Origin of the sequence: Pseudomonas fragi (genome assembly GCF_025426255.1) — a bacterium.
Classification (GTDB): Bacteria; Pseudomonadota; Gammaproteobacteria; order Pseudomonadales; family Pseudomonadaceae; genus Aquipseudomonas; species Aquipseudomonas kulmbachensis.
In genome coordinates this window covers 2,753,604-2,777,046 of sequence record NZ_CP104861.1, presented here as the reverse complement: position 1 = coordinate 2,777,046, position 23,443 = coordinate 2,753,604, and the positions used below count along the sequence as shown (strand labels likewise).

Below are 23,443 nucleotides of genomic sequence, written 5' to 3'. Positions count from 1 at the left end.
GCGGCGCAGCCGTCGTAAAACCTGAGTCCGCGATTTTACTGATAAGCCACGATTTCAGGTTTTACGACGGCTGCGCCGCCGAACGCAGCCTCGTTCCTTCGGCAGCTGCTACAGGACTTATGTATTCAGGCCTGCGCCTGCCACGTCATCGGCGGCACAAAGCTTTCGAGTTCGTCTTCAACGGACTGGATGATGCGGCCCACTTGGCCGGGCGTCATGACCACCGAGCAGGGGATGCCGGCGACGGCAATCAGGGTTTCACCACTGGCGCGGTCAAACAGCCTGGCGACCATGCTGCTCGGTGCGTCCATGGTTGCCTCGAAGCCCATCGGATGGAAATGCCAACGCATCAGTTGGCAGGCGTTCGGGAAGGTGACCTTATTGATGTTGCCTTGAGTATTCATAGAGCGATTCCTTTAGCTCAAATTGTGTCAGCGGCTTGATTCTGGCCGCGTGTGTTGACGACTCCTTCGTGATCCAAGCTAGCATCCAAGACTGATAGCGCTAAGCCTTTTTTTGCCCCGCCCTCGGTTGTTTGTCCAGACTTTGATGTGAATCATGTACTTAGGCTGTTTATCTACTGCACGTGCCCATTGAAGGTAGCGCACAAACTCGGCACTCTCTGTTTTTTGCCTTCGAGCGTTCCATGTCAGCCCCAGACGACGGCCCCGAGCACACCCGCGCCACTGGCGAAACCGTGATGCGATATCACCTGTGCTGGAAGCATCGGGATCTTGACGGGGTAATGGCGCTTTATCACCCGGATGTGACCTACAACGACTTCTTTCAGAATCGGATCATGCGCCTTGATGAACTCCGCGAGTACGTGCAGTCGTCCATGCCCAGAGAACCGGACGAAGCACTGGAGCACAGTGATCGCATTCGTCTGGATGGCAATACCGCGTTTATTCAGTACCGCATGACCTTGCGCGGCAGTCAGGGGTTGGTGGCTTTCCGCGCCAGCGAGGCCATTACCGTGCGCGACGGCCTGATCTGGCAGGTCAACGAATACGCCTCACTGGTGCACGAAGTTGCCGCTAACCCGGCGCGTCAAGGCCCGCTGCGGCCCGCAGTCAGTCGCCTTGGGCTGTCGGCCCGGCAACTGAGTTTTATGGCGCAAGACCTGCAAACCTACTTCGAGCGCCAGCAACCCTGGCTCGACCCCGAGTTGGACTTGCAGCAAGTGGCCAAGGCCTGTGGCTATACGCGCAATCAGATGTCGTATTTGTTCAATCAGGTGCTGGGACAAAGCTTCTATCGCTATGTGAATCAAGCGCGGCTGCGCCATGTGCTGGCCGCGATGGATGTAGCCGAGGTCCAGGTCAAAGTCGATGAAATGGCTTTTTCGGCGGGCTTTAACTCGATATCGGCGTTTTACAGCTGTTTTCGCCAGCACACGGGGCAATCGCCCAAGGCTTACGCCAAACAAATTTCTTTGCGGGCACGCACGCAAGACGCGCCATAACGCTAACGACTAGGATCGAGCCATTCTTGGATCGGTGTGGAGTCGGTAATGCCAGCATGGCGCTCAATCAGTTTATGGATGGACCAGCTTGGGGAGGAGCTTGCGCCCCGGCCGTCCCTTGAGCACGATTTGGATGTCGATGTGGTCATTATCGGCGCCGGTTATACCGGGCTGTGGACCGCGTACTACCTCAAACGACATGCGCCTGAACTGAGTATCGCAATCGTTGAAGCGCAAACGGCGGGCTTTGGCGCGTCAGGGCGCAACGGTGGCTGGTTGATGGGCAACCTGCTGGGCGAGGATCGCTTGCTTGCCGGCTTGTCTGCAGAGCAGCGCCGCGAATCCTTCGACTTGCTGCACGGTATTCCCGATGAAGTGAAGAACGTCATCGATCGTGAAGGCATCGACTGCGATTACCGCAAAGGTGGCGCGTTATATTGCGCTGCGCGCTATCCCGAGCAAGAGGTCAGCTTGCGCAGCTATCTGGCCAGTCTTTATGGCGAAGGCTTGAACGAATCTGACTACCGCTGGCTGAGCCCGTCCGAACTGGCCCAGCAAATCCGCGTCGCCAAGCCTTATGGCGGGATTTTCACCCCGCATGTCGCAACCATTCACCCAGCCAAACTGGTACGCGGATTAGCCTGCGCCGTTGAGCGCATGGGGGTGAAGATTTACGAGCAAAGCCCGGTCACAGAGTGGCGTGCCGGTTATGCCCGCACCGCCAAGGCTCAGGTGCGCAGCCGTTGGGTGGTGCCTGCCGTGGAAGGTTATGCCAACACCCTTGCGCCTTTGGGGCGTTATCAATTGCCTGTGCAGAGCCTGATAGTGGCTACAGAACCATTATCCCAGGCCATTTGGGATCAAATAGGCTTGTCCCACGGCCAGGCCTTCAGCGAAAGCAGTCGTCAGGTCACCTATGGCCAGCGCACCGCGGACAACCGCTTGGTATTCGGGGCTCGGGGGGGGTATCAGTTTGGCGGACGCCTGCGTGAGAACTTCGACCTCAGTACTGACGAAATCGAACTGCGCCGCTACCTGTTTGGTGAACTGTTCCCACAACTGAAAAACGTCGAAATCAGCCATGCCTGGGGCGGCAACCTGGGAATGTCGCGACGCTTTCAGCCGCACATGCTGTGTGATCGCCAACAGGGGATAGCGCTGGCCGGTGGCTACGGTGGAGAGGGCGTAGGGGCCAGTCATTTGGGCGGGCGCACCCTGGCCGACCTGATTTTGCAGCGCGACACCCTTGAAACAAAACAACCATGGGTGTTGACCGAAGGTGGCCTGGGCGCGCTCAAGTCCTGGGAGCCTGAGCCGTGCCGCTGGCTGGGCTACAACGCGATCATTCGCAGCTTTGTGTACGAAGACAAAACCCTGGCCAATCCGGACAGCCCGCCCTGGCGTCGGCAATTTGCCAGCCGCATGGCGGGGTTTATGGAAAGTTTTATGCACTAACCCAACACTTGCGCTTAACAGGAAGCATTCCATGAGCATCACTCAGTTCAAGAACACCGCCCACGTGACCTTGCAAGAGTCTTTCCCGGTGGCCGTACCGCTTGGTACGCCGGTGGCAGTGACGTCGGTGACCTGCGTCGAACGTAACGACGGCGTCGAGACCGGCATCTGGGAATGCACCCCAGGGCGTTGGCGTCGGCAGATCATGCAGCAGGAGTTCTGCCACTTTATTCAAGGCCGCTGCACCTTCACCCCGGATAATGGTGAAACCCTGACCATAGAAGCAGGCGACGCACTGATGTTGCCTGCCAACAGCACCGGAATCTGGGATATCCAGGAAACCGTGCGCAAGACCTATGTATTGATCCTTTGATCGCCGAAACCTGCCAATAAAAACAGCTGCCCAAAATATGCAAGGAATCGACTCATGATCCGTATGACCCTGTTGCCCCTGATGCTGGCCGGTACGCTGTGTCAGGCCGCCGAAACTGTGAAGGTCTATAACTGGTCGGACTACATTGCCCCCGACACGATGAAGAACTTCCAGCGCGATACCGGTATTGCTTTCAGCTATGACGTGTTTGACAGCAACGAGACGCTGGATGGCAAGTTGATGACGGGTTCGTCCGGTTATGACGTGGTGTTTCCATCCAACCACTTTATGGCGCGGCAGATCCAGGGCAAGGCGTTGAAGAAACTCGACAAGAGCCAACTGCCGAACTGGAAAAACCTCAACCCGGTGCTGCTCAAGGCATTGCAGGTCAACGACCCGGGCAACGAACATGGTTTTCCTTACCTGTGGGGCAGCACCGGGATTGGTTACAACATCGCCAAGGTCAAGGCCGTGCTGGGCGACAACGCACCGGTGGACTCCTGGGATCTGATCTTCAAGCCCGAAAACATGGAGAAGCTCAAGTCCTGTGGGGTGGCGATTCTCGATAATGGCCCGGAAATCTTGCCGGCAGCGCTCAACTACCTGGGCTTGCCCCATCACAGCAAGAACCCGGCCGACTACAAGAAAGCCGAAGAGCTGCTGCTCAAGGTCCGCCCTTATATCAGCTACTTTCACTCATCGAAGTACACCAGTGATCTGGCCAACGGCAATATCTGCGTAGCAGTCGGTTTTTCGGGAGATATTCTGCAAGCCGAAACCCGGGCCAAAGAGGCCAATAACGGCGTCGAAATCGGCTATGCGATTCCCAAGGAAGGTGCGGCCATCTGGTTTGACATGGTTGCCATGCCCGCCGATGCGCCAGACGAAAAAGCCGCTTACAGCTTTATGAACTACCTGCTGCGCCCGGACGTGATGGCCGGGATCACCAACCATGTGCATTACGCCAATGGCAACGAGCAGGCCGATGCCTTGGTCAGCCCTGAAATCAAGGCTGACACCAAGGTCTACCCAACCCCCGCAATGATGGACAAGCTGTTTGCGCTGGAGGCCATGCCGCTGAATATTGATCGGGTCCGCACGCGGGTGTGGACCACGATCAAGGCCGGCCGCTGATCAGCGCAATGCTTGCGGGTTAACCAGGTTGGCCGGGCGAGCACCGGCCAATGCCGCCAGCAGGTTCTCTACGGCGCAGCGGGCCATGGCTTCACGGGTCTCAAAGGTGGCCGAGCCGATATGCGGCGTGGCCACTACATTATCCAGTTGCAGCAAGGGCGAGGTCAGCTCCAATGGCTCGCGCTCGAACACGTCGAGCCCGGCGCCGCGAATCTGGCCTTGTTGCAAGGCGTTAATCAGCGCCGCTTCGTCCACTACCTTGCCGCGAGAGATATTGATAAAGATGCTCTCGGGGCGCATCAAGGCAAATTGCTCGGCACCGATCAAACCTTCGGTTTGCGCGGTCAGGGGCAGGGTCAGGCAGATAAAGTCAGCTTGCTGCAACAGCTCATCCAGGCTGCGGTACTGCGCGTTGAAGCGTGCTTCGACCGCAGGCTTGGGTGAGTTGCTGTGGTAAATCACCGGCATCCCGAAGCCAAAGTGCCCGCGTTGGGCCAAGGCCTCACCAATACGGCCCATGCCGATAATGCCCAGGGTTTTGCCATGCACGTCGGTGCCGAAGTGCTCGGGACCGACGTTTTTTTGCCATTTGCCGTTACGCACCATATTGGCCAGCTCCACCACCCGGCGGGCGCTGGCCAGAACCAGGGCAAAGCCTGTGTCTGCAGTGGTTTCGGTAAGTACGTCGGGGGTATTGGTCAGTTGGATCTTGCGCTCGGTCAGGTAGTCGATGTCGTAGTTATCGACACCCACCGACACGCTGGCCACCGCCTCCAGATTTGGCGCTAGATCCAGCAACTGGGCATCCAGCTTGAGGCTTGCACCCAGAATGCCCTGGGCCTGGGGCAGGGCAGCACGCAGTTTGTTCATGCCCTCGGCGTCAAGGCGCTCGATCAGCGTGACATTGGCGTGAGCTTCAAGGCGCTGCATCAGCGCCGGGGACAGTTCTTTGTAGAGCACGACATTCTTTTTCAAGGGAATCACCAACTTTGAATTCAAGAGTGGGCCAGACGTTGCGAAGTGCTGTGTTGCGGCGCAGCAGGGTCTTTGGCAGCGGGTTTGAGCATCAGTGTCAGGAGTACCGAAATCATCAGGGCGCCGCTCATCAGCAGGAAGGACGCGGCTGTTGAACCGGTCGAGCTGTTCAGATAACCGACCAGGTACGAGCCGGCAAAGGAACCCAACGCGCCCATGCTGTTAATCAGCGCCATGGCGCCACCGGCTACGTTGGATGGCAGGATTTCCGGGATGATGGCGAAAAACGGGCCATAAGGTGCGTACATGCAGCCACCGGCAATCACCAGCAAGGCGTAGGACCACCAGAAGTGTTCGGCACCCAGCATGTAGGATCCGTAGAAGGCGATAGACGCGATCAGCAACGGCGGCCAGACGAAACGTTTCCGCTTTTGCAGTTTGTCCGAGCCCCAGGACACCGCCAGCATTGCGATCACTGCAGCCAGGTAGGGCAGGGCCGAGAGCCAGCCGGCTTCGATCATGTCCATCTGCGCGCCTTGCTTGAGAATTGACGGCAGCCACAGCACAAAACCGTAGACCCCGATGCTCCAGCAAAAGAACTGCAGGGCCAGCAGGATAACGGCAGGGGTACGGAACGCTGCAGCGTAGTTCTTCACCGGCTTGAGGCCCACTTGCTCGGCATCCAGCGCACTTTGCAGGTCCTGTTTTTCCTGGTTGCTCAGCCATTTGGCTTCGCTTGGGCGGTCATCGGCCAGACGCCACCAGATAAAGGCCCAGAGCACCGCAGGCAGGCCCTCGACGATAAACATCCAGCGCCAGCTGTAGTGCTGCACCAGATAGCCCGAAACGACGGACATCCAGAGCATGGTCACGGGGTTGCCCAAGATCAGGAAGGTATTGGCGCGGGAGCGTTCGGCACGGGTGAACCAGTGGCACAGGTACACCAGCATCGCAGGCATCACGGCAGCTTCAACCACCCCGAGCATAAAGCGGATGACGATCAGCCAGTAAGCACTGGAGACCACGCCGGTCAGCGTGGCGAGGCTGCCCCAGAGGATCAGGCTGACAAAGATCAGTTTTTTAACACTGTTTCTCTGCGCATAAATCGCCCCGGGCACTTGAAAGAAAAAGTAGCCAAGAAAGAACAGCGCCCCCAGCAACGACGACAGGCCAGGAGTGATATTGAGGTCTTCGGCCATCCCTGAGGCGGCGGCGAAGCCGTAATTGGCACGGTCAAGGTACGCCAGGCTGTAGGTGATAAACACGATCGGCATGATGTACCACCAACGACGGGCGGCGAGTTTTAGCGATTGCATAGGTGGTGCTCCTGAGCTTGTTTTTGTTTTTACGCAGCAGGTGACGGATCAAGCAGATAAAGGGATTTCAAGGGACGCGGGCAGCGCGTGGTAGGCGTTGAGTTCGGCGCGGGTTGGCAGGCCCTCCATATCGCCACGGCTCTGTACGGCACGACTGCCGATCCAGTTGCCGCGCTCCACGGCCTGGGCAAAACCGAGGTTTTCCAGCAAGGCACTGACCACCCCGACGGCAAAGCCGTCCCCGGCGCCGACGGTGTCGATGACGTTGGCGACCGGCACGGCCGCAACGAACTGTTCAATCTGGGCCGTGCGATAGAACGCGCCTTTGGCCCCCAATTTAATAACCACCGCCTCAGCACCTTGGTCGAGGTAGAACGCGGCGATGTCGGATGGGTCGTCGTAACCGGTCAGCAAACGGCCCTCGCTCAACCCCGGCAATACCCAGTGGGCATGGGCGGCGAGGGCGTTGATGTCGCGAATCATCTGTTGTTCGCTGGCCCACAGTGAAGGGCGCAGGTTGGGGTCGAAGGACACGCTGTTGCCCGCGGCGCGCATCGACTTCATCAGTTCAAAGGACAATTCGTTGCAGCTTGCCGAGAGCGCAGGCGGGATGCCGGTAGCGTGCAAATGCCGGGCACCGAGCAACTCCGGGGTAAGTGCAGAACGGTTCAGGTGGCTGGCGGCAGAGCCGCGGCGGAAGTACTCCACCTGTGGGTCGCTGCCATCGTCAACCCGGGATTTGAGCTGGAAACCGGTCGGGTGTTGCGGGTCGACTTCGACATGCTGGCAGTTTAGCCCTTCGGCTTGCAGCGTATTGAGTATAAAGCGGCCCAGGGAGTCCGCACCCACACGACTCAACCAGGCCACATTGAAACCCAGACGCGCCAGGCCAATGGCGACGTTGCTGTCAGCCCCGGCGATACGTTTGTGGAACTGCTCGACCTGCGCCAGATCGCCAGTGTGTTCGGCGACCAACATGGCCATGGTTTCGCCAAACGACAACACATCAACTTTAGACATGGCTCAACTCCTGCTGTTGTTGGCTCAAGCGGGCCAGCACGGCAACGTGTTCCAGGGTCAGTACGTCGAGGTTCGACCCCTGCAACGGATATTCAATGGCGCGGGTCAGGCCATGGGGCATATGGGTCATCAGGTGTTGCCACTGCTGCAAGTCGGTGGCAGTCGGTGGTGTGGCAATCAGTTTGCCGTCCGCGCGACGGCTCACGCCTTTGCAGTGCAGGTAAGTGACGTAGCGGCCCAGCAGGCGGGCGGCGGTGCTGGCCGATTGGTCTTGCCAATGCCAGTTGCCGATATCGAAGGTCATGCTGATCGGCGCTTGCTGCTGCTCGACCTGATCAAAAAAGCGCTGCATCGGCTCGATGCGACCGCCGTAGGAGGTCTGGTCATTTTCCACCAGTAACTGCACCGGCTGCTGGTTCAGGCAGGCCGCCAGGTTTTGCAGGTCACAGTGTTCGGTGAAATAGCCCAGGGATACTTTCAGCCATTTGGCGCCGAAGGCGTGGGCTCGCTGCAACGTAGCCTGCAGTTGGGTATTGGGCCGCGATTGTCCGGCTTCCCACAGTTCCAGTGGCGACGAAAACACACATTCAAGCCCCTGTTGCTGAACGGCCTGGCTAAAGGTGCTCGGGTCTTCGCTGGTCAACAACTCTTCGCGCAGTTCGATACGGGTCACACCGGCCTTGGCCAGCAATTCAATGAAGCTGGTTTGTCCGCGCTGGCGAACCAGATCGGCGCCGTAGCTCGAGAGGCTGATGGAAACGGGGAATGTAGTCATTGTTATTGATCTCTGAAACCGGTTTCATTTTATTGTGCGTTAAACGGCTGGCGACCGGTTCAAGGGTTGTCAGCCGGTAAAGTGTCAGGTAGTCAGGGGTTGTGTAGAGCCGCGGACGATCAACTGCGGGGCAAAGTTCAGCGCCCGAGCAGCCGACTTGTCGCCGCTCAGGCGCTTCAACAGGCAGTCAAATGCACTGGCACCCATCTGTTGCGTAGGCTGGGCCAGGGCAGTGATGCCGCTGCCAACCAGCGGGAACCACTCCAGGTCATCGAGGGCAATCAGGCCCACGTCTGCAAACAACTGGCAGTTCAACTCGCGCAGCACCTGGGTGCAGGCCAGCGCGGCGAGGCCGTTGGCGCAAAACAGAGCCTTGGGGCCGTGGCCCGGGGTGTGCAGGAAAGTCTGGATATCAGCGTGCAGTGCCGAGCCGGTTTTCACCACGGTTCCGCGCAGGGCGGGGCGTGCGGCCAGCTGGCTGGTAAAACTTTGGATGCGCTCGATCCGCGAACTGGTGCCGTCGACCGGCTCGCTGACCATCAGCAAGTCGCGATAACCCTGCTGCTCAAGATGCTCAAGGGCCATGCGCACCGCATCAGCGTTATCGAGGCCGACCAGATCGGTGTGCAGTTGCTCGACTTTACGGTCAATCAGCACGATGGGCATTTCCTGATGCAGCTCAAGCAGCGCGTCAGGGTCATGGCCAAGGGTGTTAAGGATCAGGCCTTCGATATTGTAGGAGCGCAGGGCTGCCAGATGCTGACGCTCTTGCTCATCATTGCGGTCGGTGTTGCACACCACCAGGTTGTAACCGTGCAGACGGCAGGCGGTTTCTACGCCATGCATGACCGCAATCGAATAGGGGTTGCGAATATCGGCCACCAGCATCCCGATCAGCCGCGTACGTCCGCGTTTCAAGCCACGGGCCATTTGATTGGGGCGATAGCCCAGGTCATTGATCGCACGCTCGATACGCTCGGCAATGGCTTCGGAGAGCAAGGCGCGGTCTTCGCCAATAAAGCGCGACACGCTGGCCTTGGACACACCGGCCCGCTGGGCAACATCGAGCATGGTTACGCGGGTGCGCTGGGCTGCTGAAAAACTGTTCACGGCCTGAAACCTTTTATTTGAGTTATCGCAGGCGGTTTCGCGTGAGGGCGCTGAAACCGGTTTCATGGGAACTCAAATAGCCCGCTCTCGTCAAGTGTCACACGCATGGTTTTTTGCCATCGCTGTAACGTCAGGTTCATAAACTGGCTTCATGATGAAGGTTTTGGTGGGCGCGGTAGACCTGACTATCGATGGCGCGCAATTGAACCGGATCCTGGAGTAAGTCACCTCGCAAGGCCTGGATGCACAAGATCAACAAGACACGGAGTCGAGCATGATATTCCTTGAACACCCGGTGCACCACGGTGCCCCCCATGACCGAGAACACCTTGAGTTGCCAGCACCGCTATTGGCCCCGGCAGCCGTGGACCCCGATGTGGCCAGTTACTTTCTGGCATGTGCACGCTCGGGTTGCTTCACCCAAGCGGCACGCAGCCTGAATATCAAGACCACGCTGCTGCGCAAGCGCCTGGCCGAGCTGGAAGAGCAGGTACACGGCTCACTGTTCAATCATCAGGGCAAGGCGTTGGTACTCAGCGAAGCAGGCCAGCAGCTACAGGCGCAACTGATCGCTCAGGACCGGCGCTTGCCGCAGATCGAGCAACCGCTGATCCGCTTGGCCGTGGCCGAACCGATCCTGCACGACATTCTCGGTCGCGACTTGATTGCCTTGCTGCGGCGCAATGCCAGCGTGCGGCTGGACATTATCTCCCTCGATGGCCAGCAATCATTGCAAGGCGTAGAGGCCGACCTGGTGTTGTGGCTGTCGGACGTCGACTCGCCAGGGCCCGGCCCCAGCTTTCGCATCCAGCCAGCGAGACCGCTGGCTCGCCTGCATTACTTGCCCCATATCGCCAAACGCTATTCACGCTCGATCACCCGCCCGGAGAACCTGGAAGACCTGATCGACTACATGCTGGTGCAGTGGCGTCCCGACCAGCAGATCGAAGCCCTGCGCCCCTGGAACAACCTGGTGCAACAGCGGCTGAGTTCGGTGGTACACGTGCACGACTACTCATTGATGCTGGAAACCATCCGCTGCGGCGGCTGCATCGGCCTGCTGCCGCACTATATGAGTCACTTCGACCGCGAACTGATCGCCTTGCCAGGATTGTTGCCTGATAGCCTGCAGCGGGGGGCATGGATGGCAGTGAATGCAGATGTGCGCTATCCAAAGGAGGTGCAGATGCTGGTGGACTTGATTGTCAGTACGTTTGAGGGGCGCAAGGATTGGTTTGCCGGTTAGATTCGACCTTGCTAGCAAAACTCGGGCCCCTGAACTTCATCAGTAACTCTGTGGCATCTCGCCCCGTGCCAGTCGTGCGTTGATATCTTCGACCACGCCCGGCAACTCGCAAATGGTGTCGATCAGGTAATGGGGGCGTGAACCCTCGAACATTTGGCTGATGCGGGCACGCTCTTCAGCCAGTTTTTGCTCCGGTAGATCCCTGTACTGTTCGTAGGTCAGGCCAAGGGCGTTGCCCGAGCAGGTGAGGGCGACTGTCCACATTCCCGCACTGCGGCCCTCAAGGATACCGGGCCAGGTGTCATCGACCTTGACGCATGCGGCGACGTCGCTCACCCCAAGTGCGATCACGTTGGCCAGCGCCTGGGCCGGGTGTGGGCGGCCGTTGGGAACTTCGTCGGTGGCGACCACATGGTCGGCTACGTAGCCATTGGCCCTGGCCAGTTCCACGACCTTGGCCATGACCACTGCCGGATATCCCGAGCAAGAGCCGATTTTCAGACCCTGGTCGCGCAATGCAGCGATGGCATCCAGGGCGCCAGGGATAAGGGCTGAATGCAGGGCGATTTTCTCGATCTGCAGGGGCATAAAGCGTTCATAGAGCGCGGTGACGTCAGCATCACTGGGCAGTCGGTCGAAGACCGCGCGGTAACGTTCGGCGATCTGCGGTTGATTGCACAGGGTGCGAATGTGGTCCCACTTGCCCATACCCATCGGACCACGGGCTTCTTCGAGGCTCACGGCTACGCCGAACTCGGCAAAGGCTTCGACAAAAATCTGGGTGGGAGCGAAGGAGCCGAAATCGACTACGGTGCCAGCCCAGTCCAGAACGACTGCTTGCAGACGGGTCGGTTGTTGGTAATTCATGGTCAATCTCCAGTGTTGATGGGTTCAAGGGGTTTTGTGTTCAGGGTTCAGGCGTCTATTGCACGGCGCTGGTGTCAAACAGCTCGGCGATCATCGGGCGATTTCTGCGTATGCCCAGGCAGCACAGGTGGTAGTCGATAAACAGTGGGTGATCGACAAAGGTGATGGGGACTGTGCCCGGGGTTTCTGCATACTCGACGGCCGACACAAAGCCGATGCCGATGCCCCGTGCGATGGCATGCACAATCGCTTCGCGGCTGTTGAGTTGCATCACGCAGTTGAGCGCGACGCCCTGGCGCTTGCAGCTTTCTTCCACCAATTGCCGGGTGCGCGAGCTTTGTTCGCGCATCACCCAGCGTTCATGGCTGATTTCAGTAAAGTGAACCTCGGCCTGACGAGCCCAAGGATGGTCATCGCGCACCACGGCAATAATCGGATAGCGCCGATACAGCTGGGTATGAAAGCGCTCATCGAACTCGGACAGCGCGAGGATTGCGACATCGATATCGAAGTTGAATAGCCGTGCCAGGGTCTCGCGTTCCGTGGAGAACGAGGTCTCCAGTTCGATATCCGGATGGCGCTGCATCAATGCGTAAGTCATGTTCATCGCAATGGGCGGCGAGACCGCTCCCAGGCGCAACATCCCGGTCTTGCGCTGTTTGAAGCTTTGCAGCAGTTGCACCGCTTCATCTTCCTGGCCGAACAGGCCCTGGGTGATGACATAGAGTTGATGCCCGGCCGAACTCATTTCTATAAAGCGCCCGCGACGGTGGAACAGCTCCACGGAAAACTTTTTCTCCAGCGCGTTGACCTGCTCGCTGACGGTTGGCTGGCCGACGCACAGGTACTCAGCCGCGAGAGTAAAACTGCCGGTCTTGGCCACCGCGTGAAAGGAGCGTAACCACTTGTGGTACTGGTACATAAAAGCTTCCTGTTGCCGGGCTGTCGGGTTAATTCAAGCAGCTAAATGACATGTTCAGCGCCTGATAAACAACGCGACCGCGGCGCTGCACAGGCACGCAGTGGTCACTACGACGAAAATCAATGAGGTATTGCCCGTGCTATCGAGCATGCTGCCGATCAGGGGTTCTGCCAGACCGGCAAACAGGTAAGACGAAAAGTTCATCACTCCGGTGGCGGTGCCCGCGCGTTTGGCACCCACCAGATCGGGACACAGGGCCCAAAAACTGGAAGCCGGGCCGTAGACGAAGAAACCGCAGAGGAACAGCGCTACCAGGCCGATTGCGCTATGGGGCGGCAGGACCCACATCCACAAGCTGGTAGCAGCGCCCAAGACCATATAGAGCATGATCGCCAGGTAGCGTTTGGAGCCGAACAGCTTGTCCGAGACCCAGCCATTGCTCAGCGCACCGATGGCCATGCCGACCGGCAAGGCAACGGTGATCCACTTGGGATCGACCATGCTGTCACCGCTTTTCCAGTCAGCACCCAGAAAATGCACCGGCACCCACACGATCAGGCCATAGCGAGCGGCGTTCTGAAATCCCAGGGACACGGCGGCTATGATCAGGCGAAAGTTCTTCAATACTGCGGAGTAACGCTGCAACGAGGTTTCGACTTCACCCTGCGCCACTTCATGGTTTTTATCGTCGGCATTGGCCACGCCGGTGTCACCCAGAGGCTCAAAGCCCAGGTCCTGGGGGCGCTCACGGGCAACCAGATAAAAAATGATGCCGCCTGCCAGCATCAGCAATACGGGCAAGCGGAAGATCCAGCGCCATTCCAGTTGCAGCACTTCGAGCACAACGATGGACGTGATATACGAAAGTACCGACGCGCAACCGGCGGCGAACACATAAAAGCCGTAGACCTTGCCGCGTTCGCCGGCACTCCACCAATTGGAAATCAGGCGACTGCCCGGTGCCCAGCCCAGCGCCTGAAAGTAGCCGTTAATGCCCCAAGGCAGGATCAAGCTGGTAAAACCGCTGGCAAAACTGGTGACCCAGTTGGCGGCGCATGACAATACGGCGCCCAAGGTCATGATGCGCCGCCCACCGAATTTATCAGCCAAGTTGCCGTTGATAGCCTGGCCTACGGCGTAAGACCAAAGCATCGCGGCAGAAATCCAGCCCAGGGTCTCTTTGGTCAAGCCAAATTCTGCCTGGATGCCGGGAATGGCGAAGCCGAAGGTCTGGCGGCCAGTGTAGAAAAACAGATAACAGAACATGGCGGCCAGCAGCATGCGCCACTGAGCCACGCGAAACGATGGACTGGGGACGGCGAGATCAGACAGGGTTTGGGCACGATTCATGATCTTTTCCTTATTATTGTTCGTCCCCTTGGGCCAAGGTCCAAGGGTGGCACTCTGTATGGGAGCAGCAGGAAATTACCGTGGGGCGGCTACGCAGCTTGTGAACCGATAAAGTTTTTGCCGCGTGCGCCTTGCATGGCGAACTGGACCATTTTCTCGGCCTCGACCGCCGTCACCCCGTAATCGGTGAATTCGGTTTTCACGTCGAGGTTGTGCAGGAACTCTCGCAGCTGGCGCTGGGCATGGTGCACGTCAGTGCCAAACACTCGCTGCAGGGTCCGGTCGCGTGCTGCGTCGTGCCCCCATGCCATGCCCAGCACCAGCGGCAAGGTGAACGAGCAGGCAATGCCATGGGGCAAGCCGTAGCGCAGGGTCATTTCATAAGAAATAGAGTGGGCCAGCGCGGTCTTGGTATTGGAAAACGCCATCCCGGCCTTGAGCGCGGCAAGGGCCATGCGCGAACGAAGTTCCGGGTTGCACAGGTCGTGGCGCAGCAGCGGCAGGCATTCGAGGATGTCTTCGATGGCAGCAACGGCAAAGGTGTCTGAAACCGCGTTGCCGTTGATATTCCAGATCGATTCCAGGGCATGGGACAACGCATCCAGCCCCGTCGAAACCGTCACTGAAGCCGGCACTGTGAGCATTAATTGCGGGTCGATAATGGCCACCTTGGGCCAGGTACAGTCCAGGTGCAGGGAGTATTTTTTCTGGCTGAGTGAATCCCAGATGGTCGCCCAGGGCGTTACTTCGCTGCCGGTGCCTGCGGTGGTAGGCGCCGCGATAAGAACTTTGCTGCGAGCCGGGGTAAAGGGTTGGCCGGTTGCCAACAACGTCAGCAACTCATCGAAGCTGCCGGTTTCGGTGCCGACGATCAGAGCCTTGGCCGTATCGATCGCGCTGCCACCGCCCACGGCGACCACCACCTGGCAGTCACCGGCTTCGCGCCAGAAACGCTCGTAAGTGTTACGCAGTTGCGCCACGTCCGGGTTGGGCTGCACGTCTTCGATCACATACACCAGGCGCTCGCCCAGCAAGTCCTCGATACGCTGCACCAACCCCAGCGCCCGCGCCTCGGGAAACGTCACCAGGGCAACGCTCTGGTGTTCGGTGATATCGGCAAGTTCCAGCAAGCTGCCCCAGCCGAAGCGGGTTTCAACCGGGTTGTAGAATCGGGATGTCATGGTGGGTCCTTTTTTTGTTGTTGTCGCAGGTGGCCCCATACTCGGGGGCAAGCGAAAACAGCTCAAATCGATAAATCGCAGGTTTGAATCGGCTCAGCCGATACAAGGACGGCCGTTAATGGCTCGAACCACGCTGAATGGCGCTACGCAGTCGGCTCGACGCGGCATCGGCGATGATCACCATGACCGTAATGACGATGATGCAGGTGGCGGTTTCCTGATACTTGAACAGCTTGAGGCTGCTCACCAGCTCAAATCCCAACCCGCCAGCACCCACCATGCCCAGCACGGTTGCCGAACGCAGATTAACCTCGAAGCGGTAGAGCACCACGGCGATCCAGGCGGTGATGACCTGAGGCAGCACGCCAAACACAATCACTTGCAGAGGTCGGGCACCGGTTGCCTGTAGCGCCTCGATGGGCCCCTGGTCGATTTCCTCGATGCTTTCGGCAAAAAACTTGCCGAGCATGCCCAGGCCATGCAGCGCCAAAGCCAGAACCCCGGGAAACGGTCCAAGGCCGACAGCCGAGACGAAAATCAGCGCCAGGATCAACTCATTGATGCTGCGGGTAAAATTAAGGAACTGGCGTGTCGCGTGAAACACCAGGCGGTTGCGGCTCAGGTTGCGGGCCGCCAGAAATGACAACGGGATAGCCAGCAAAACACCGAGCAGCGTGCCCCAGATTGCGATTTGCAGGGTCTCAACCGCTGGCGCCAGCAACCGCGGCAGAATACTCAGATCCGGTGGCACGGTACGGGCCAGAAAGTCGCCGATTTGCGGCAAACCGTCGGCCAGCTCGCCGATACTCAGTTGCGCGCCCTGAGCGCTCCAGTGCAGGGTCATGATCACCGCCAGGGCAATCGCCCCGGTGCTCAGCCAACTGCGCGTGCCACGGGGCAGGTCCACGGTCCAGTGATAGTTATGCGGTTTCATCTTCAGCCCCTCAGTTCAGCGCAGTAGCTCATGGCAGGCAAGGGGGCAGTGCAGGTTGCTTGCTGCCCCGGATAGATACGCTGCAAGTCGGCCTCGCTCAGGCCTTCGGCGCTGCCGTCATACACCAGACTGCCGTGAGCCAGCCCCACAATCCGGTCACCGAACTCGCGGGCATAATCGACCTGATGCAAATTGCACAGCACGGTGATACCCAGTTCACGGCTGGCGTCGCGCAGGTATTGCAGCACCAGACGGGCTGTCTTTGGATCGAGGCTCGCGACCGGCTCATCAGCGAGAATTACCTTGGGTCGTTGCGCCAATGCGCGGGCGATGCCCACCCGCTGCATCTGCCCACCGGACAGCGAATCAGTACGCTGATGGGCCTTGTGATCGAGTTCGACACGGGCCAGGCATTGCATGGCCAACTCGATATCGTCACGGCGAAACAGTTGCAGCACCGATGCCAGGGTCGAAACAGCGCCAAGACGCCCGGTCAGCACGTTTTTCAACACGCTCAGGCGCGGCACTACATTGTGGTGCTGGAAAATCATCGCCACCTGCTGGCGCAGGAGTCGCGGGTCGCTGCAGCCCAGCGCGTCGATACCCGCCACTTCAAGGGTGCCGGAGTCGGCCTGAGCCAAGCGGTTGATGCAACGCAGCAGGGTGGATTTACCTGCACCGGACTGGCCCAGAATCACCACGAATTCGCCTGCGCCCACTTGCAGATCGATACCGCGCAACACCGGGTTGCTACCGAACTGCTTGGTCAGATTACCGATGCGGATCATTTCATGCTCCGCAAGTCGAGGTTGAGCACCTTGGCCGTGTCGCGAACCACGTCATAGGCCGAGTCCGTGGTGGGCTGAAAGCCATCCAGAACGCCCTGGTCACCCCACGGCACATCCTTGATCGAGGCCAGGGCCGCAGCGACTTTGAGCTTGAGCGCCGGGTCCAGCTTTTTGCGCCAGACCATCGGCGACTCAGGAATTGGCCGCGAACTCCATACCACTTGAAAATCGTCCTGCTTGATCATTTGCTTGGCCGCGGCGCTGCTGAAAATACGATCGGCTACTGCAGCGGCATCCACCTTGTGGTTTTCTACCGCGAGGATGCTGGCGTCATGCGAGCCGGAGAAAATTACCCGTGAGAACAGCGTGCCAGGATCGAAACCCGCCTGTTCCAGTCCTGCTTTGGGGAACAGATGGCCCGACGCCGAGCTTGGATCGACAAATGCAAAAGTGCGCCCCTTGAGGTCAGCCAGTTCGCGAATTCCACTGTCCTTTCTCGCCAGAATCACGCTGTGGTAAGCGCTTTGTCCGGTCTTTTTGGTAACCGCCACCGCAAAGGCCTCGACATCGGCCACGGATGTCGCCAGCACATAGGAGAAAGGCCCCAGGTATGCCACGTCGAGCTTGCCTGAGCGCAACGCTTCGATGATGCCGTTGTAGTCGGTTGCGACATAAGGCACGACCGGCATCCCCAGTGTGCTTTCAAGACGACTCAACACCTGCTTGCTGGCTTCGATCATGGCCTGTGAGTCTTCGGACGGAATCAGGCCGATGGTCAATTTATCACTGGCACAAACTTGGCCAACTGTGCCGATGACGAGAAGCGAAAGGCTGGCGACACGCAGAAATCGAGAGAGGGTTTTCATGGCATTCCAGGAGGTCTGATGGAGTTGCCACAGGCTAGGAATGTCACGTGACAGTCATGTGATCAATTCAATATGGGTTTAAGCAGTTAACTATTGATGGAGTCTATGGATGTCGACCTCGCGGATGCGCGCTTTTCTCGCAGTGGCCCGCCACGCCAGCTTCAGTGCTGGCGCCAGAGCGCTGGGGCTCAGCCAGCCGACGCTGACGACCCAGGTGCAAGGGCTTGAACGCGAGCACAATGTCGAGCTTTTCCACCGCCGTGGCCGGCGCATCGAGTTATCCGATGTGGGCCGCCAACTGCTGCCGATTGCCCAGGCCATGGCCGCCCTCGACCTGGAAGCGCATAACCTGTTGCGTGACTCCGGTCGGCTTGACAGTGGCCAATTGAAGCTGGGGGCCGTGGGGCCGTTTCATGTGATCGAAATGGTCGACGGCTACCACCAGCTTTATCCGCGTATTGATGTATCGATACGGGTCGGCAACTCGGCGCAAGTGCTGGCGGACCTTGAAAACTACACCACCGACATTGCCGTGCTGGCCGGTCTGCACAACGACCCGGCACTGTGCTCCGTACGCTATGCGCGACACGCGATTGTGTTGTTTGCCCACCATAAGCACCCGCTGGCGCGTTATGAGAGCGTGCCGTTACAGGCACTCGAAGGCCAGGCCATGTTGCAGCGCGAGCGTGGCTCGACCACGCGCCTGGTTATGGAGCGGGCTTTGAGCGAAGCCGCTGTCGAACCGCGAATTGCCATGGAAATCGGCAGCCGGGAAGCCTTGCGTGAAGCCGTGGTGCGCGGCATCGGTCTGGGTGTGGTATCCGAAGCCGAGTTTATCCCCGACCCACGGATTCGCATGATACGTATCGAGGGCGAGTCGCTCTTCACCGAAACGTACCTGTACTGCCTGACAGAACGCCGGGCCAGCCGGTTGATTTCTTCTTTTTTTGACAGCGTTCAGGGAGCAGCGAGGGCCGGGTAGAACAGGGTGCAGGTCTTTGCGGACATCGGGTAGGATCACTCAGAGTTGCAATGGACCCTTTCGATCACAGGACGCGACATTTATGCCAACCGCTTTTTCTCCAGTTAGCGAACGTTTGCACAATCGCCGATTTATCGTCGCGGGCAACACCCAGGGGCTATCCGGTGCAGGCACGGTTTTTCATTACCTTGTTGAGGAACATGCTATTTCGGGCACTTACCAGGGCGGCCGGATTCGCACGGGCAATCAAGTCGGCCGGGTAACGAGCCCCGATTCCATTGAACTGCTTTTCCAGTGTTTGACCCTGGACGGCGAGCTTCTTTGTGGCTGGTCCCGTGGCACTGTAGGTGTTGATCAGGCAGGCCGTACCACCCTGAATTTCGTATGGGGCTGGTTATCGGGCGCAACGGGTGGTGGAGAGTCAAGCTACGTTGAGCTTGGCGCGTAACGGGCATTTTTTGAAGTGGACCTCAGGGGCAGGCGATGAAATTTCAACACAGGCCAGTTCAGGCTGATGATATCAGGACGATTTGTGGCTTTCCTCTTGGTGAGCGGGAACTGTTTTTCATGTTCCCCAAAGCGCAATACCCTCTGACTGAAGCCCAGTTGTCGGGGGCCATTGCTCAGCGTTTCGACTCGACGGTTGTCGAAAGCGGGGGCAGGGTAGTTGGTTTCGCTAACTTTTATCGGGCTGACACGGGCGGGGTTTGCTGTATCGGCAATGTCATCGTCGCCAAGGAGGCGCGAGGGCAAGGTGTGGCGAGCTTTCTTGTGGAGACCATGACTGCCCTGGCGTTCGAACGTCATGACGCGACAGAAGTGCAGTTATCGTGCTTCAACGAAAATACGGCAGGTTTGCTGCTTTATCCAAAATTGGGCTTTGTGCCCTTTGCTGTCGAAGAACGAGCCAGCTGGGAGGGTGGGAGAACAGCACTCATTCACATGACTCGCCGCAGAGCGGGCCAGTCATAAAACTCTCGACCGTGCCCGCAGGTGATACCTGCAACGCTGGAAAGGGTACTCTTTGCCCTTTTCAGTGGCTCAAGCATTGTGACTGACGGACAGTTGCGGCTCATGGCTGACTGGAAAGTTGACCGAGCGTGCGATAAAGCATTTTTCGTGTGCGGCAGAGTGCAGTGCACGCGCTTTCTCGATGTCAGCGCCTGAAGCCAGAACCACTTTGGGTCTTAATACAACTGAGGTGAACTGACCCGCGCCATCGCTTTGCTCGACCATTGCTCCTTGTGCATTGTCCTCGTAGGCCAACACGACAATTGAGGCTTCGGCACACAGCCCCAGGTACCACAATTTATGGCATGCGGATAAGGATGCAACCAGCAGTTCCTCCGGGTTCCAGCGTGTTGGATCGCCCCGAAAGGAAGGGTCGGATGAGCCGTCGATAGGTGTTTTGTCGCCTGCCCGGATTACATGTGCCCGGCTATAACCGCGATAAGAAGATGTCCCTGTGCCCTGATTGCCAGTCCAGCTTACCTGGACTTCGTAGCGGTGCATTTTGTCTGCCATTCGATCATTCCTTGGGGGCTGAATCCAGCGGTTTGCGGCAAGTCAGCCTATATCAAACGGGCGCTACCACGCAGTAAATACTGCAGTGCTTTTGTAGCCGCTTCGCTCTTCAGCGGCTACGCAGGGTGCGTCTGCTCGGTCTGGTGCGAGGTGCCAATAAACATGTACATCGCCGGGACCATCAGCAGCGTCAGCAGGGTGCCGATCGACAGCCCGGCAAAGATCACCAGGCCCATGTCATGACGCCCCGCAGCGCCTGCACCAGAGGCCCAAACCAATGGCACCACGCCCAATACCATCGCCGCCGTGGTCATCAGGATCGGGCGCAGACGAACGCCGGCTGCCTCTTCAATCGCCTCGCGCTTGCTGCGACCTGCGCGCTGCAACTCGTTGGCAAACTGCACGATCAGAATCCCATGCTTGGTGATCAGCCCCAGCAGCGTCACCAGCCCGACCTGGGTGTACACGTTGATCGAGGCGAATCCCATGGTGATAAAGGCCAGCGCACCAAACAGGGCCGGAGGTACCGAGAACAGAATCACTACCGGGTCGCGGAAACTCTCGAACTGGAAGGCCAGGGCCAGGTAGACGATAAGAATCGAGAACAGCAGTAAACCGACGAACCCGCCTGATTCCTGCATGAACTGGCGCGATTCACCCGAGAAGTCTGATGTGTAACCCGATGGCGCAACGTTGCTCAGAATCGTATTCAACTTCGCCAGCAGTTCGCCCTGGGCCACGCCACTGACGCCTGAAAGGGTCGCCGAGTTGAGTTGCTGGAAGTGGTTGATCGATTCCGGCTGCGTCGAGGTCTCGATATGCGCCACCGTGCGCGCCGGAATCATGGATCCGGATGGCGTGCGAATGTAGTAATCGAGAATTTGTTCCGGGTTCAGGCGGTCAACCTGCAACACCTGGGGAATGACTTTGTACGAGCGCCCGGCTGTCGAGAAGTAGTTCACGTAGTTGCCACCCAGTGCGGCTGAAAGAGCAGCACCGACGTCTGCCTGGGTCATGCCCAGTGCGGCGATTTTTTCCCGGTCAACCACCAGCCTGGCTTGTGGCTTGTCCAGTTTCAAATCCATGTCGGAGAACCAGAACAGCTGTTGTTTCTGCGCCTCGGCCATTACCGCTTGAGCGACTTCGTTGAGGTTTTCCACCGAATCGGTGGTAGTGATCACAAATTGCACCGGCAAACCCTGAGCGCCCGGCAGTGATGGCAGCGGGAAGGCCGCGATGGTTGCGCCCGGCACCTGATTCCACTTCTGCTGCAGATCTTTCACCACATCGGCTTGTGAACGCGTGCGCTGGCTCCAGGGCTTGAGCAGCACCCCACCCAGCCCCTGGTTGAGTGCGGGCAGCCCGGTCAACTGGAACATCTGGGCATATTCGGGTTCTTTGTTGGCTATCTGGAAAGCCTGGTCGGCAATGCGCTCCATCTGTTGGGGCGATGCCGTCGGCGGGCCTTTGATTTGCATGAATACCAGGCCTTGGTCCTCGGTCGGGGACAGCTCGCTTTTAGCGGTCATGCCGCTGGCGGCGACCAGCAGGAACAACACGAAGCCGAATGTCACCAGCACCGGCCAGACATCCAGACCGGCTGACAGCACGCGACGGTAGCGCCCCCGCAGCCAATCAAAGTACTGATCGAGCCGGCGGGCGAAGCGACCTTCTTCCTGCCCGGACTTGAACAGGCGTGAGGTCATCATCGGCGAGAGGGTCAACGCCACCACGGCCGATACGGTCACGGCACCGGCCAGGGAGAAACAGAACTCCTTGAACAGAGCTCCCGTGAGACCGCTGCGCAACCCGATGGGCACGTACGCGGCAATCAGCACCACAGTCATCGCAACAATCGGACCACCCAGTTCCCGCGCCGCGATCAGCGCGGCTTCCATCACACCTTTTCCTTCCTCCTTGATATGGCGGTCGACGTTTTCAACCACAATAATCGCGTCGTCCACCACCAAGCCTATTGCGAGCACCAGGGCGAGCAAGGTCAGCAGGTTGATGGAGTAACCCAGCAGGTACATGACGAAGAATGTCCCGACCAGGGACAGCGGTATCGCCACCAAGGGCACAATCACCGCCCGGAACGAGCCGAGGAACAGGTAGATGACCACCGACACAATGATCATCGCTTCTGCCAGGGTCTTCACCACCTCAACAATCGAGGTGTTGATGAACTCCGTGGAGTCATAAACGATTTCACCGCGCACCCCTGCGGGTAACTGCGATTGCAGCTCGGGGAATGCGTTGCGCACACTGGTGGCGACGGTCAGGATGTTCGCATTGGGTGCCGCTTTGATACCGATAAACACCGAGCGCTTGCCGGAAAACGCCACGCTGCTGTCGTAGCTTTCTGCGCCCAGGGTGACGTTCGCCACATCCTCCAGGTAGACCAGTGCATCGCCTTTTTGCTTGATCACCAGTCGCTTGAATTCATCCACCGTGTGCAAGTCGGTCCCGGCCGTCAGATCAATCGTGACCATTTGACCTCGGGTCGAGCCCACGGCAGACAAGTAGTTATTGTTTGCCAGAGCTGTGGACACGTCCTGCGCCGTCACGTTATGCGCTGCCAGTTTGTCCGGGTCCAGCCAGGCGCGCAGGGCAAACTGACGCCCGCCAAGAATTTCTGCGGTCTGCACGCCCTGGATCGAGTCCAGCTTGGGCTTGACCACCCGCACCAGGTAATCGGTGATGTTATTGGTGGGCAGTGTGTCGCTGTAGAAACCCAGGTACATGGCGTCCGTGGTCTGTCCGACTGCGACCGACAGCACTGGTTCCTGGGCCTGTGCCGGTAGCTGGTTCTTCACCGAGTTGACCTGGGTATTGATTTCGGTGAGTGCCTTGCTGGCGTCGTAGTTGAGCCGCAGCGTTGCGGTAATGGTCGATACGCCGGTGATACTCGACGAGGACAGGTAGTCGATGCCCTGGGCTTGTGCGATGGCCGATTCAAGCGGCTGGGTAATAAAGCCCGCAACCGTGGCAGCGTCAGCACCGTAGTAAGCGGTAGTGATGGTGACGACGGTATTTTCAGTCCGTGGCCATTGGTTTACCGGCAATTCAAAGATCGAGCGCAGCCCCAGGATCAAGATGAACAGCGAGACGACCACGGCCCAGACCGGTCGCTGAATAAAGGTATCGGTAAATTTCATGG

General features: G+C 58.6%; 23 protein-coding genes. 8 read left to right on the top strand and 15 right to left on the bottom strand.

Annotation, left to right across the window (positions count from 1 at the left end; translation table 11 throughout):
- Positions 1-125: 125 nt before the first annotated feature.
- Positions 126-404 carry a DUF1652 domain-containing protein gene (locus N7D90_RS12650; RefSeq protein ID WP_261738337.1) on the bottom strand — a complete coding sequence of 93 codons (279 nt, stop codon included), beginning with the start codon at positions 402-404 and terminating at the stop codon, positions 126-128.
- A 242-nt stretch (positions 405-646) separates the two neighbouring features.
- On the opposite strand from N7D90_RS12650, the gene N7D90_RS12645 reads away from it, so the two are divergent.
- The 4 genes from N7D90_RS12645 to N7D90_RS12630 are packed head-to-tail and all read left to right on the top strand — an operon-like array spanning position 647 to position 4,427.
- Positions 647-1,465 carry a helix-turn-helix domain-containing protein gene (locus N7D90_RS12645; RefSeq protein ID WP_261738336.1) on the top strand — a complete coding sequence of 273 codons (819 nt, stop codon included), beginning with the start codon at positions 647-649 and terminating at the stop codon, positions 1,463-1,465.
- Positions 1,466-1,513: 48 nt separating this feature from the next.
- On the top strand, positions 1,514-2,920 hold the full coding sequence (locus N7D90_RS12640) for an NAD(P)/FAD-dependent oxidoreductase (protein ID WP_261738335.1): 1,407 nt from the start codon (positions 1,514-1,516) through the stop codon (positions 2,918-2,920).
- 31 nt (positions 2,921-2,951) lie between these two features.
- Complete coding sequence (locus N7D90_RS12635) at positions 2,952-3,293, top strand: cupin domain-containing protein (protein WP_261738334.1); 342 nt, start codon at positions 2,952-2,954, stop codon at positions 3,291-3,293.
- A gap of 54 nt (positions 3,294-3,347) precedes the next feature.
- Positions 3,348-4,427, top strand: a complete 1,080-nt coding sequence (locus tag N7D90_RS12630) for a polyamine ABC transporter substrate-binding protein (RefSeq protein ID WP_261738333.1) — start codon at positions 3,348-3,350, stop codon at positions 4,425-4,427.
- On the opposite strand, the gene N7D90_RS12625 is transcribed toward N7D90_RS12630, so the two are convergent.
- The 5 genes from N7D90_RS12625 to N7D90_RS12605 all read right to left on the bottom strand — a co-directional run bounded on the left by N7D90_RS12625 (position 4,428) and on the right by N7D90_RS12605 (position 9,623).
- On the bottom strand, positions 4,428-5,402 hold the full coding sequence (locus N7D90_RS12625; RefSeq protein ID WP_261738332.1) for a 2-hydroxyacid dehydrogenase: 975 nt from the start codon (positions 5,400-5,402) through the stop codon (positions 4,428-4,430).
- Between the two features lie 20 nt (positions 5,403-5,422).
- Positions 5,423-6,718 (bottom strand): MFS transporter, encoded by a 1,296-nt coding sequence (locus N7D90_RS12620; protein ID WP_261738331.1) that lies wholly within the window; start codon positions 6,716-6,718, stop codon positions 5,423-5,425.
- Between the two features lie 48 nt (positions 6,719-6,766).
- Positions 6,767-7,738, bottom strand: coding sequence for a sugar kinase (locus N7D90_RS12615; protein WP_261738330.1), 972 nt, complete (start codon positions 7,736-7,738; stop codon positions 6,767-6,769).
- Positions 7,731-8,513, bottom strand: coding sequence for a sugar phosphate isomerase/epimerase family protein (locus N7D90_RS12610; protein ID WP_261738329.1), 783 nt, complete (start codon positions 8,511-8,513; stop codon positions 7,731-7,733). Before N7D90_RS12610 ends, N7D90_RS12615 begins: the two co-directional genes overlap by 8 nt.
- Positions 8,514-8,597: 84 nt before the next feature.
- Complete coding sequence (locus tag N7D90_RS12605; protein ID WP_315968109.1) at positions 8,598-9,623, bottom strand: LacI family DNA-binding transcriptional regulator; 1,026 nt, start codon at positions 9,621-9,623, stop codon at positions 8,598-8,600.
- A gap of 274 nt (positions 9,624-9,897) precedes the next feature.
- On the opposite strand from N7D90_RS12605, the gene N7D90_RS12600 reads away from it, so the two are divergent.
- Positions 9,898-10,869: a LysR family transcriptional regulator gene (locus N7D90_RS12600; protein ID WP_261738328.1), complete on the top strand. Its 972-nt coding sequence runs from the start codon at positions 9,898-9,900 to the stop codon at positions 10,867-10,869.
- A 39-nt stretch (positions 10,870-10,908) separates the two neighbouring features.
- Here N7D90_RS12600 and phnX read toward each other — a convergent pair whose 3' ends face one another.
- From phnX to N7D90_RS12565, 7 genes are all read right to left on the bottom strand, one after another.
- Positions 10,909-11,736 carry a phosphonoacetaldehyde hydrolase gene (gene phnX, locus N7D90_RS12595; protein WP_261738327.1) on the bottom strand — a complete coding sequence of 276 codons (828 nt, stop codon included), beginning with the start codon at positions 11,734-11,736 and terminating at the stop codon, positions 10,909-10,911.
- 55 nt (positions 11,737-11,791) lie between these two features.
- Positions 11,792-12,658 (bottom strand): LysR substrate-binding domain-containing protein, encoded by an 867-nt coding sequence (locus N7D90_RS12590; protein ID WP_261738326.1) that lies wholly within the window; start codon positions 12,656-12,658, stop codon positions 11,792-11,794.
- Between the two features lie 54 nt (positions 12,659-12,712).
- Positions 12,713-14,008: an MFS transporter gene (locus N7D90_RS12585; RefSeq protein ID WP_261738325.1), complete on the bottom strand. Its 1,296-nt coding sequence runs from the start codon at positions 14,006-14,008 to the stop codon at positions 12,713-12,715.
- An 89-nt stretch (positions 14,009-14,097) separates the two neighbouring features.
- Complete coding sequence (gene psrA / locus N7D90_RS12580) at positions 14,098-15,189, bottom strand: iron-containing alcohol dehydrogenase PsrA (RefSeq protein WP_261738324.1); 1,092 nt, start codon at positions 15,187-15,189, stop codon at positions 14,098-14,100.
- Between the two features lie 115 nt (positions 15,190-15,304).
- On the bottom strand, positions 15,305-16,123 hold the full coding sequence (gene phnE, locus N7D90_RS12575) for a phosphonate ABC transporter, permease protein PhnE (RefSeq protein WP_261738323.1): 819 nt from the start codon (positions 16,121-16,123) through the stop codon (positions 15,305-15,307).
- A gap of 2 nt (positions 16,124-16,125) precedes the next feature.
- The gene (gene phnC / locus N7D90_RS12570) at positions 16,126-16,911 is read right to left on the bottom strand and encodes a phosphonate ABC transporter ATP-binding protein (RefSeq protein ID WP_261738322.1); all 786 of its coding nucleotides are present in this window, start codon (positions 16,909-16,911) and stop codon (positions 16,126-16,128) included.
- A complete protein-coding gene (locus N7D90_RS12565; RefSeq protein WP_261738321.1) occupies positions 16,908-17,777 on the bottom strand; it encodes a phosphate/phosphite/phosphonate ABC transporter substrate-binding protein in 870 nt (289 codons plus the stop codon). Before N7D90_RS12565 ends, phnC begins: the two co-directional genes overlap by 4 nt.
- Positions 17,778-17,886: 109 nt before the next feature.
- Here N7D90_RS12565 and N7D90_RS12560 point away from each other — a divergent pair, with 109 nt between their 5' ends.
- From N7D90_RS12560 to N7D90_RS12550, 3 genes are all read left to right on the top strand, one after another.
- Entirely contained in the window at positions 17,887-18,759 is an 873-nt protein-coding gene (locus N7D90_RS12560) for a LysR substrate-binding domain-containing protein (protein ID WP_261738320.1), read from the top strand.
- Positions 18,760-18,841: 82 nt separating this feature from the next.
- The gene (locus tag N7D90_RS12555; protein WP_261738319.1) at positions 18,842-19,207 is read left to right on the top strand and encodes a hypothetical protein; all 366 of its coding nucleotides are present in this window, start codon (positions 18,842-18,844) and stop codon (positions 19,205-19,207) included.
- 35 nt (positions 19,208-19,242) lie between these two features.
- The gene (locus N7D90_RS12550; protein WP_261738318.1) at positions 19,243-19,731 is read left to right on the top strand and encodes a GNAT family N-acetyltransferase; all 489 of its coding nucleotides are present in this window, start codon (positions 19,243-19,245) and stop codon (positions 19,729-19,731) included.
- A gap of 69 nt (positions 19,732-19,800) precedes the next feature.
- Here the strand turns inward: N7D90_RS12550 and N7D90_RS12545 are convergent, their stop codons facing one another.
- A complete protein-coding gene (locus tag N7D90_RS12545) occupies positions 19,801-20,283 on the bottom strand; it encodes an OsmC family protein (protein WP_261738317.1) in 483 nt (160 codons plus the stop codon).
- Between the two features lie 116 nt (positions 20,284-20,399).
- Positions 20,400-23,441, bottom strand: coding sequence for an efflux RND transporter permease subunit (locus N7D90_RS12540; protein WP_261738316.1), 3,042 nt, complete (start codon positions 23,439-23,441; stop codon positions 20,400-20,402).
- Between the last annotated feature and the right edge of the window lie 2 nt (positions 23,442-23,443).

Coding starts and splice junctions, on each gene's coding strand:
- N7D90_RS12650 (WP_261738337.1), bottom strand. CDS start 404: ATGAATACTCAAGGCAACATCAATAAGGTCACCTTCCCGAACGCCTGC.
- N7D90_RS12645 (WP_261738336.1), top strand. CDS start 647: ATGTCAGCCCCAGACGACGGCCCCGAGCACACCCGCGCCACTGGCGAA.
- N7D90_RS12640 (WP_261738335.1), top strand. CDS start 1,514: ATGCCAGCATGGCGCTCAATCAGTTTATGGATGGACCAGCTTGGGGAG.
- N7D90_RS12635 (WP_261738334.1), top strand. CDS start 2,952: ATGAGCATCACTCAGTTCAAGAACACCGCCCACGTGACCTTGCAAGAG.
- N7D90_RS12630 (WP_261738333.1), top strand. CDS start 3,348: ATGATCCGTATGACCCTGTTGCCCCTGATGCTGGCCGGTACGCTGTGT.
- N7D90_RS12620 (WP_261738331.1), bottom strand. CDS start 6,718: ATGCAATCGCTAAAACTCGCCGCCCGTCGTTGGTGGTACATCATGCCG.
- N7D90_RS12615 (WP_261738330.1), bottom strand. CDS start 7,738: ATGTCTAAAGTTGATGTGTTGTCGTTTGGCGAAACCATGGCCATGTTG.
- N7D90_RS12610 (WP_261738329.1), bottom strand. CDS start 8,513: ATGACTACATTCCCCGTTTCCATCAGCCTCTCGAGCTACGGCGCCGAT.
- N7D90_RS12600 (WP_261738328.1), top strand. CDS start 9,898: ATGATATTCCTTGAACACCCGGTGCACCACGGTGCCCCCCATGACCGA.
- phnX (WP_261738327.1), bottom strand. CDS start 11,736: ATGAATTACCAACAACCGACCCGTCTGCAAGCAGTCGTTCTGGACTGG.
- N7D90_RS12590 (WP_261738326.1), bottom strand. CDS start 12,658: ATGTACCAGTACCACAAGTGGTTACGCTCCTTTCACGCGGTGGCCAAG.
- N7D90_RS12585 (WP_261738325.1), bottom strand. CDS start 14,008: ATGAATCGTGCCCAAACCCTGTCTGATCTCGCCGTCCCCAGTCCATCG.
- psrA (WP_261738324.1), bottom strand. CDS start 15,189: ATGACATCCCGATTCTACAACCCGGTTGAAACCCGCTTCGGCTGGGGC.
- phnE (WP_261738323.1), bottom strand. CDS start 16,123: ATGAAACCGCATAACTATCACTGGACCGTGGACCTGCCCCGTGGCACG.
- phnC (WP_261738322.1), bottom strand. CDS start 16,911: ATGATCCGCATCGGTAATCTGACCAAGCAGTTCGGTAGCAACCCGGTG.
- N7D90_RS12565 (WP_261738321.1), bottom strand. CDS start 17,777: ATGAAAACCCTCTCTCGATTTCTGCGTGTCGCCAGCCTTTCGCTTCTC.
- N7D90_RS12560 (WP_261738320.1), top strand. CDS start 17,887: ATGTCGACCTCGCGGATGCGCGCTTTTCTCGCAGTGGCCCGCCACGCC.
- N7D90_RS12555 (WP_261738319.1), top strand. CDS start 18,842: ATGCCAACCGCTTTTTCTCCAGTTAGCGAACGTTTGCACAATCGCCGA.
- N7D90_RS12550 (WP_261738318.1), top strand. CDS start 19,243: ATGAAATTTCAACACAGGCCAGTTCAGGCTGATGATATCAGGACGATT.
- N7D90_RS12545 (WP_261738317.1), bottom strand. CDS start 20,283: ATGGCAGACAAAATGCACCGCTACGAAGTCCAGGTAAGCTGGACTGGC.
- N7D90_RS12540 (WP_261738316.1), bottom strand. CDS start 23,441: ATGAAATTTACCGATACCTTTATTCAGCGACCGGTCTGGGCCGTGGTC.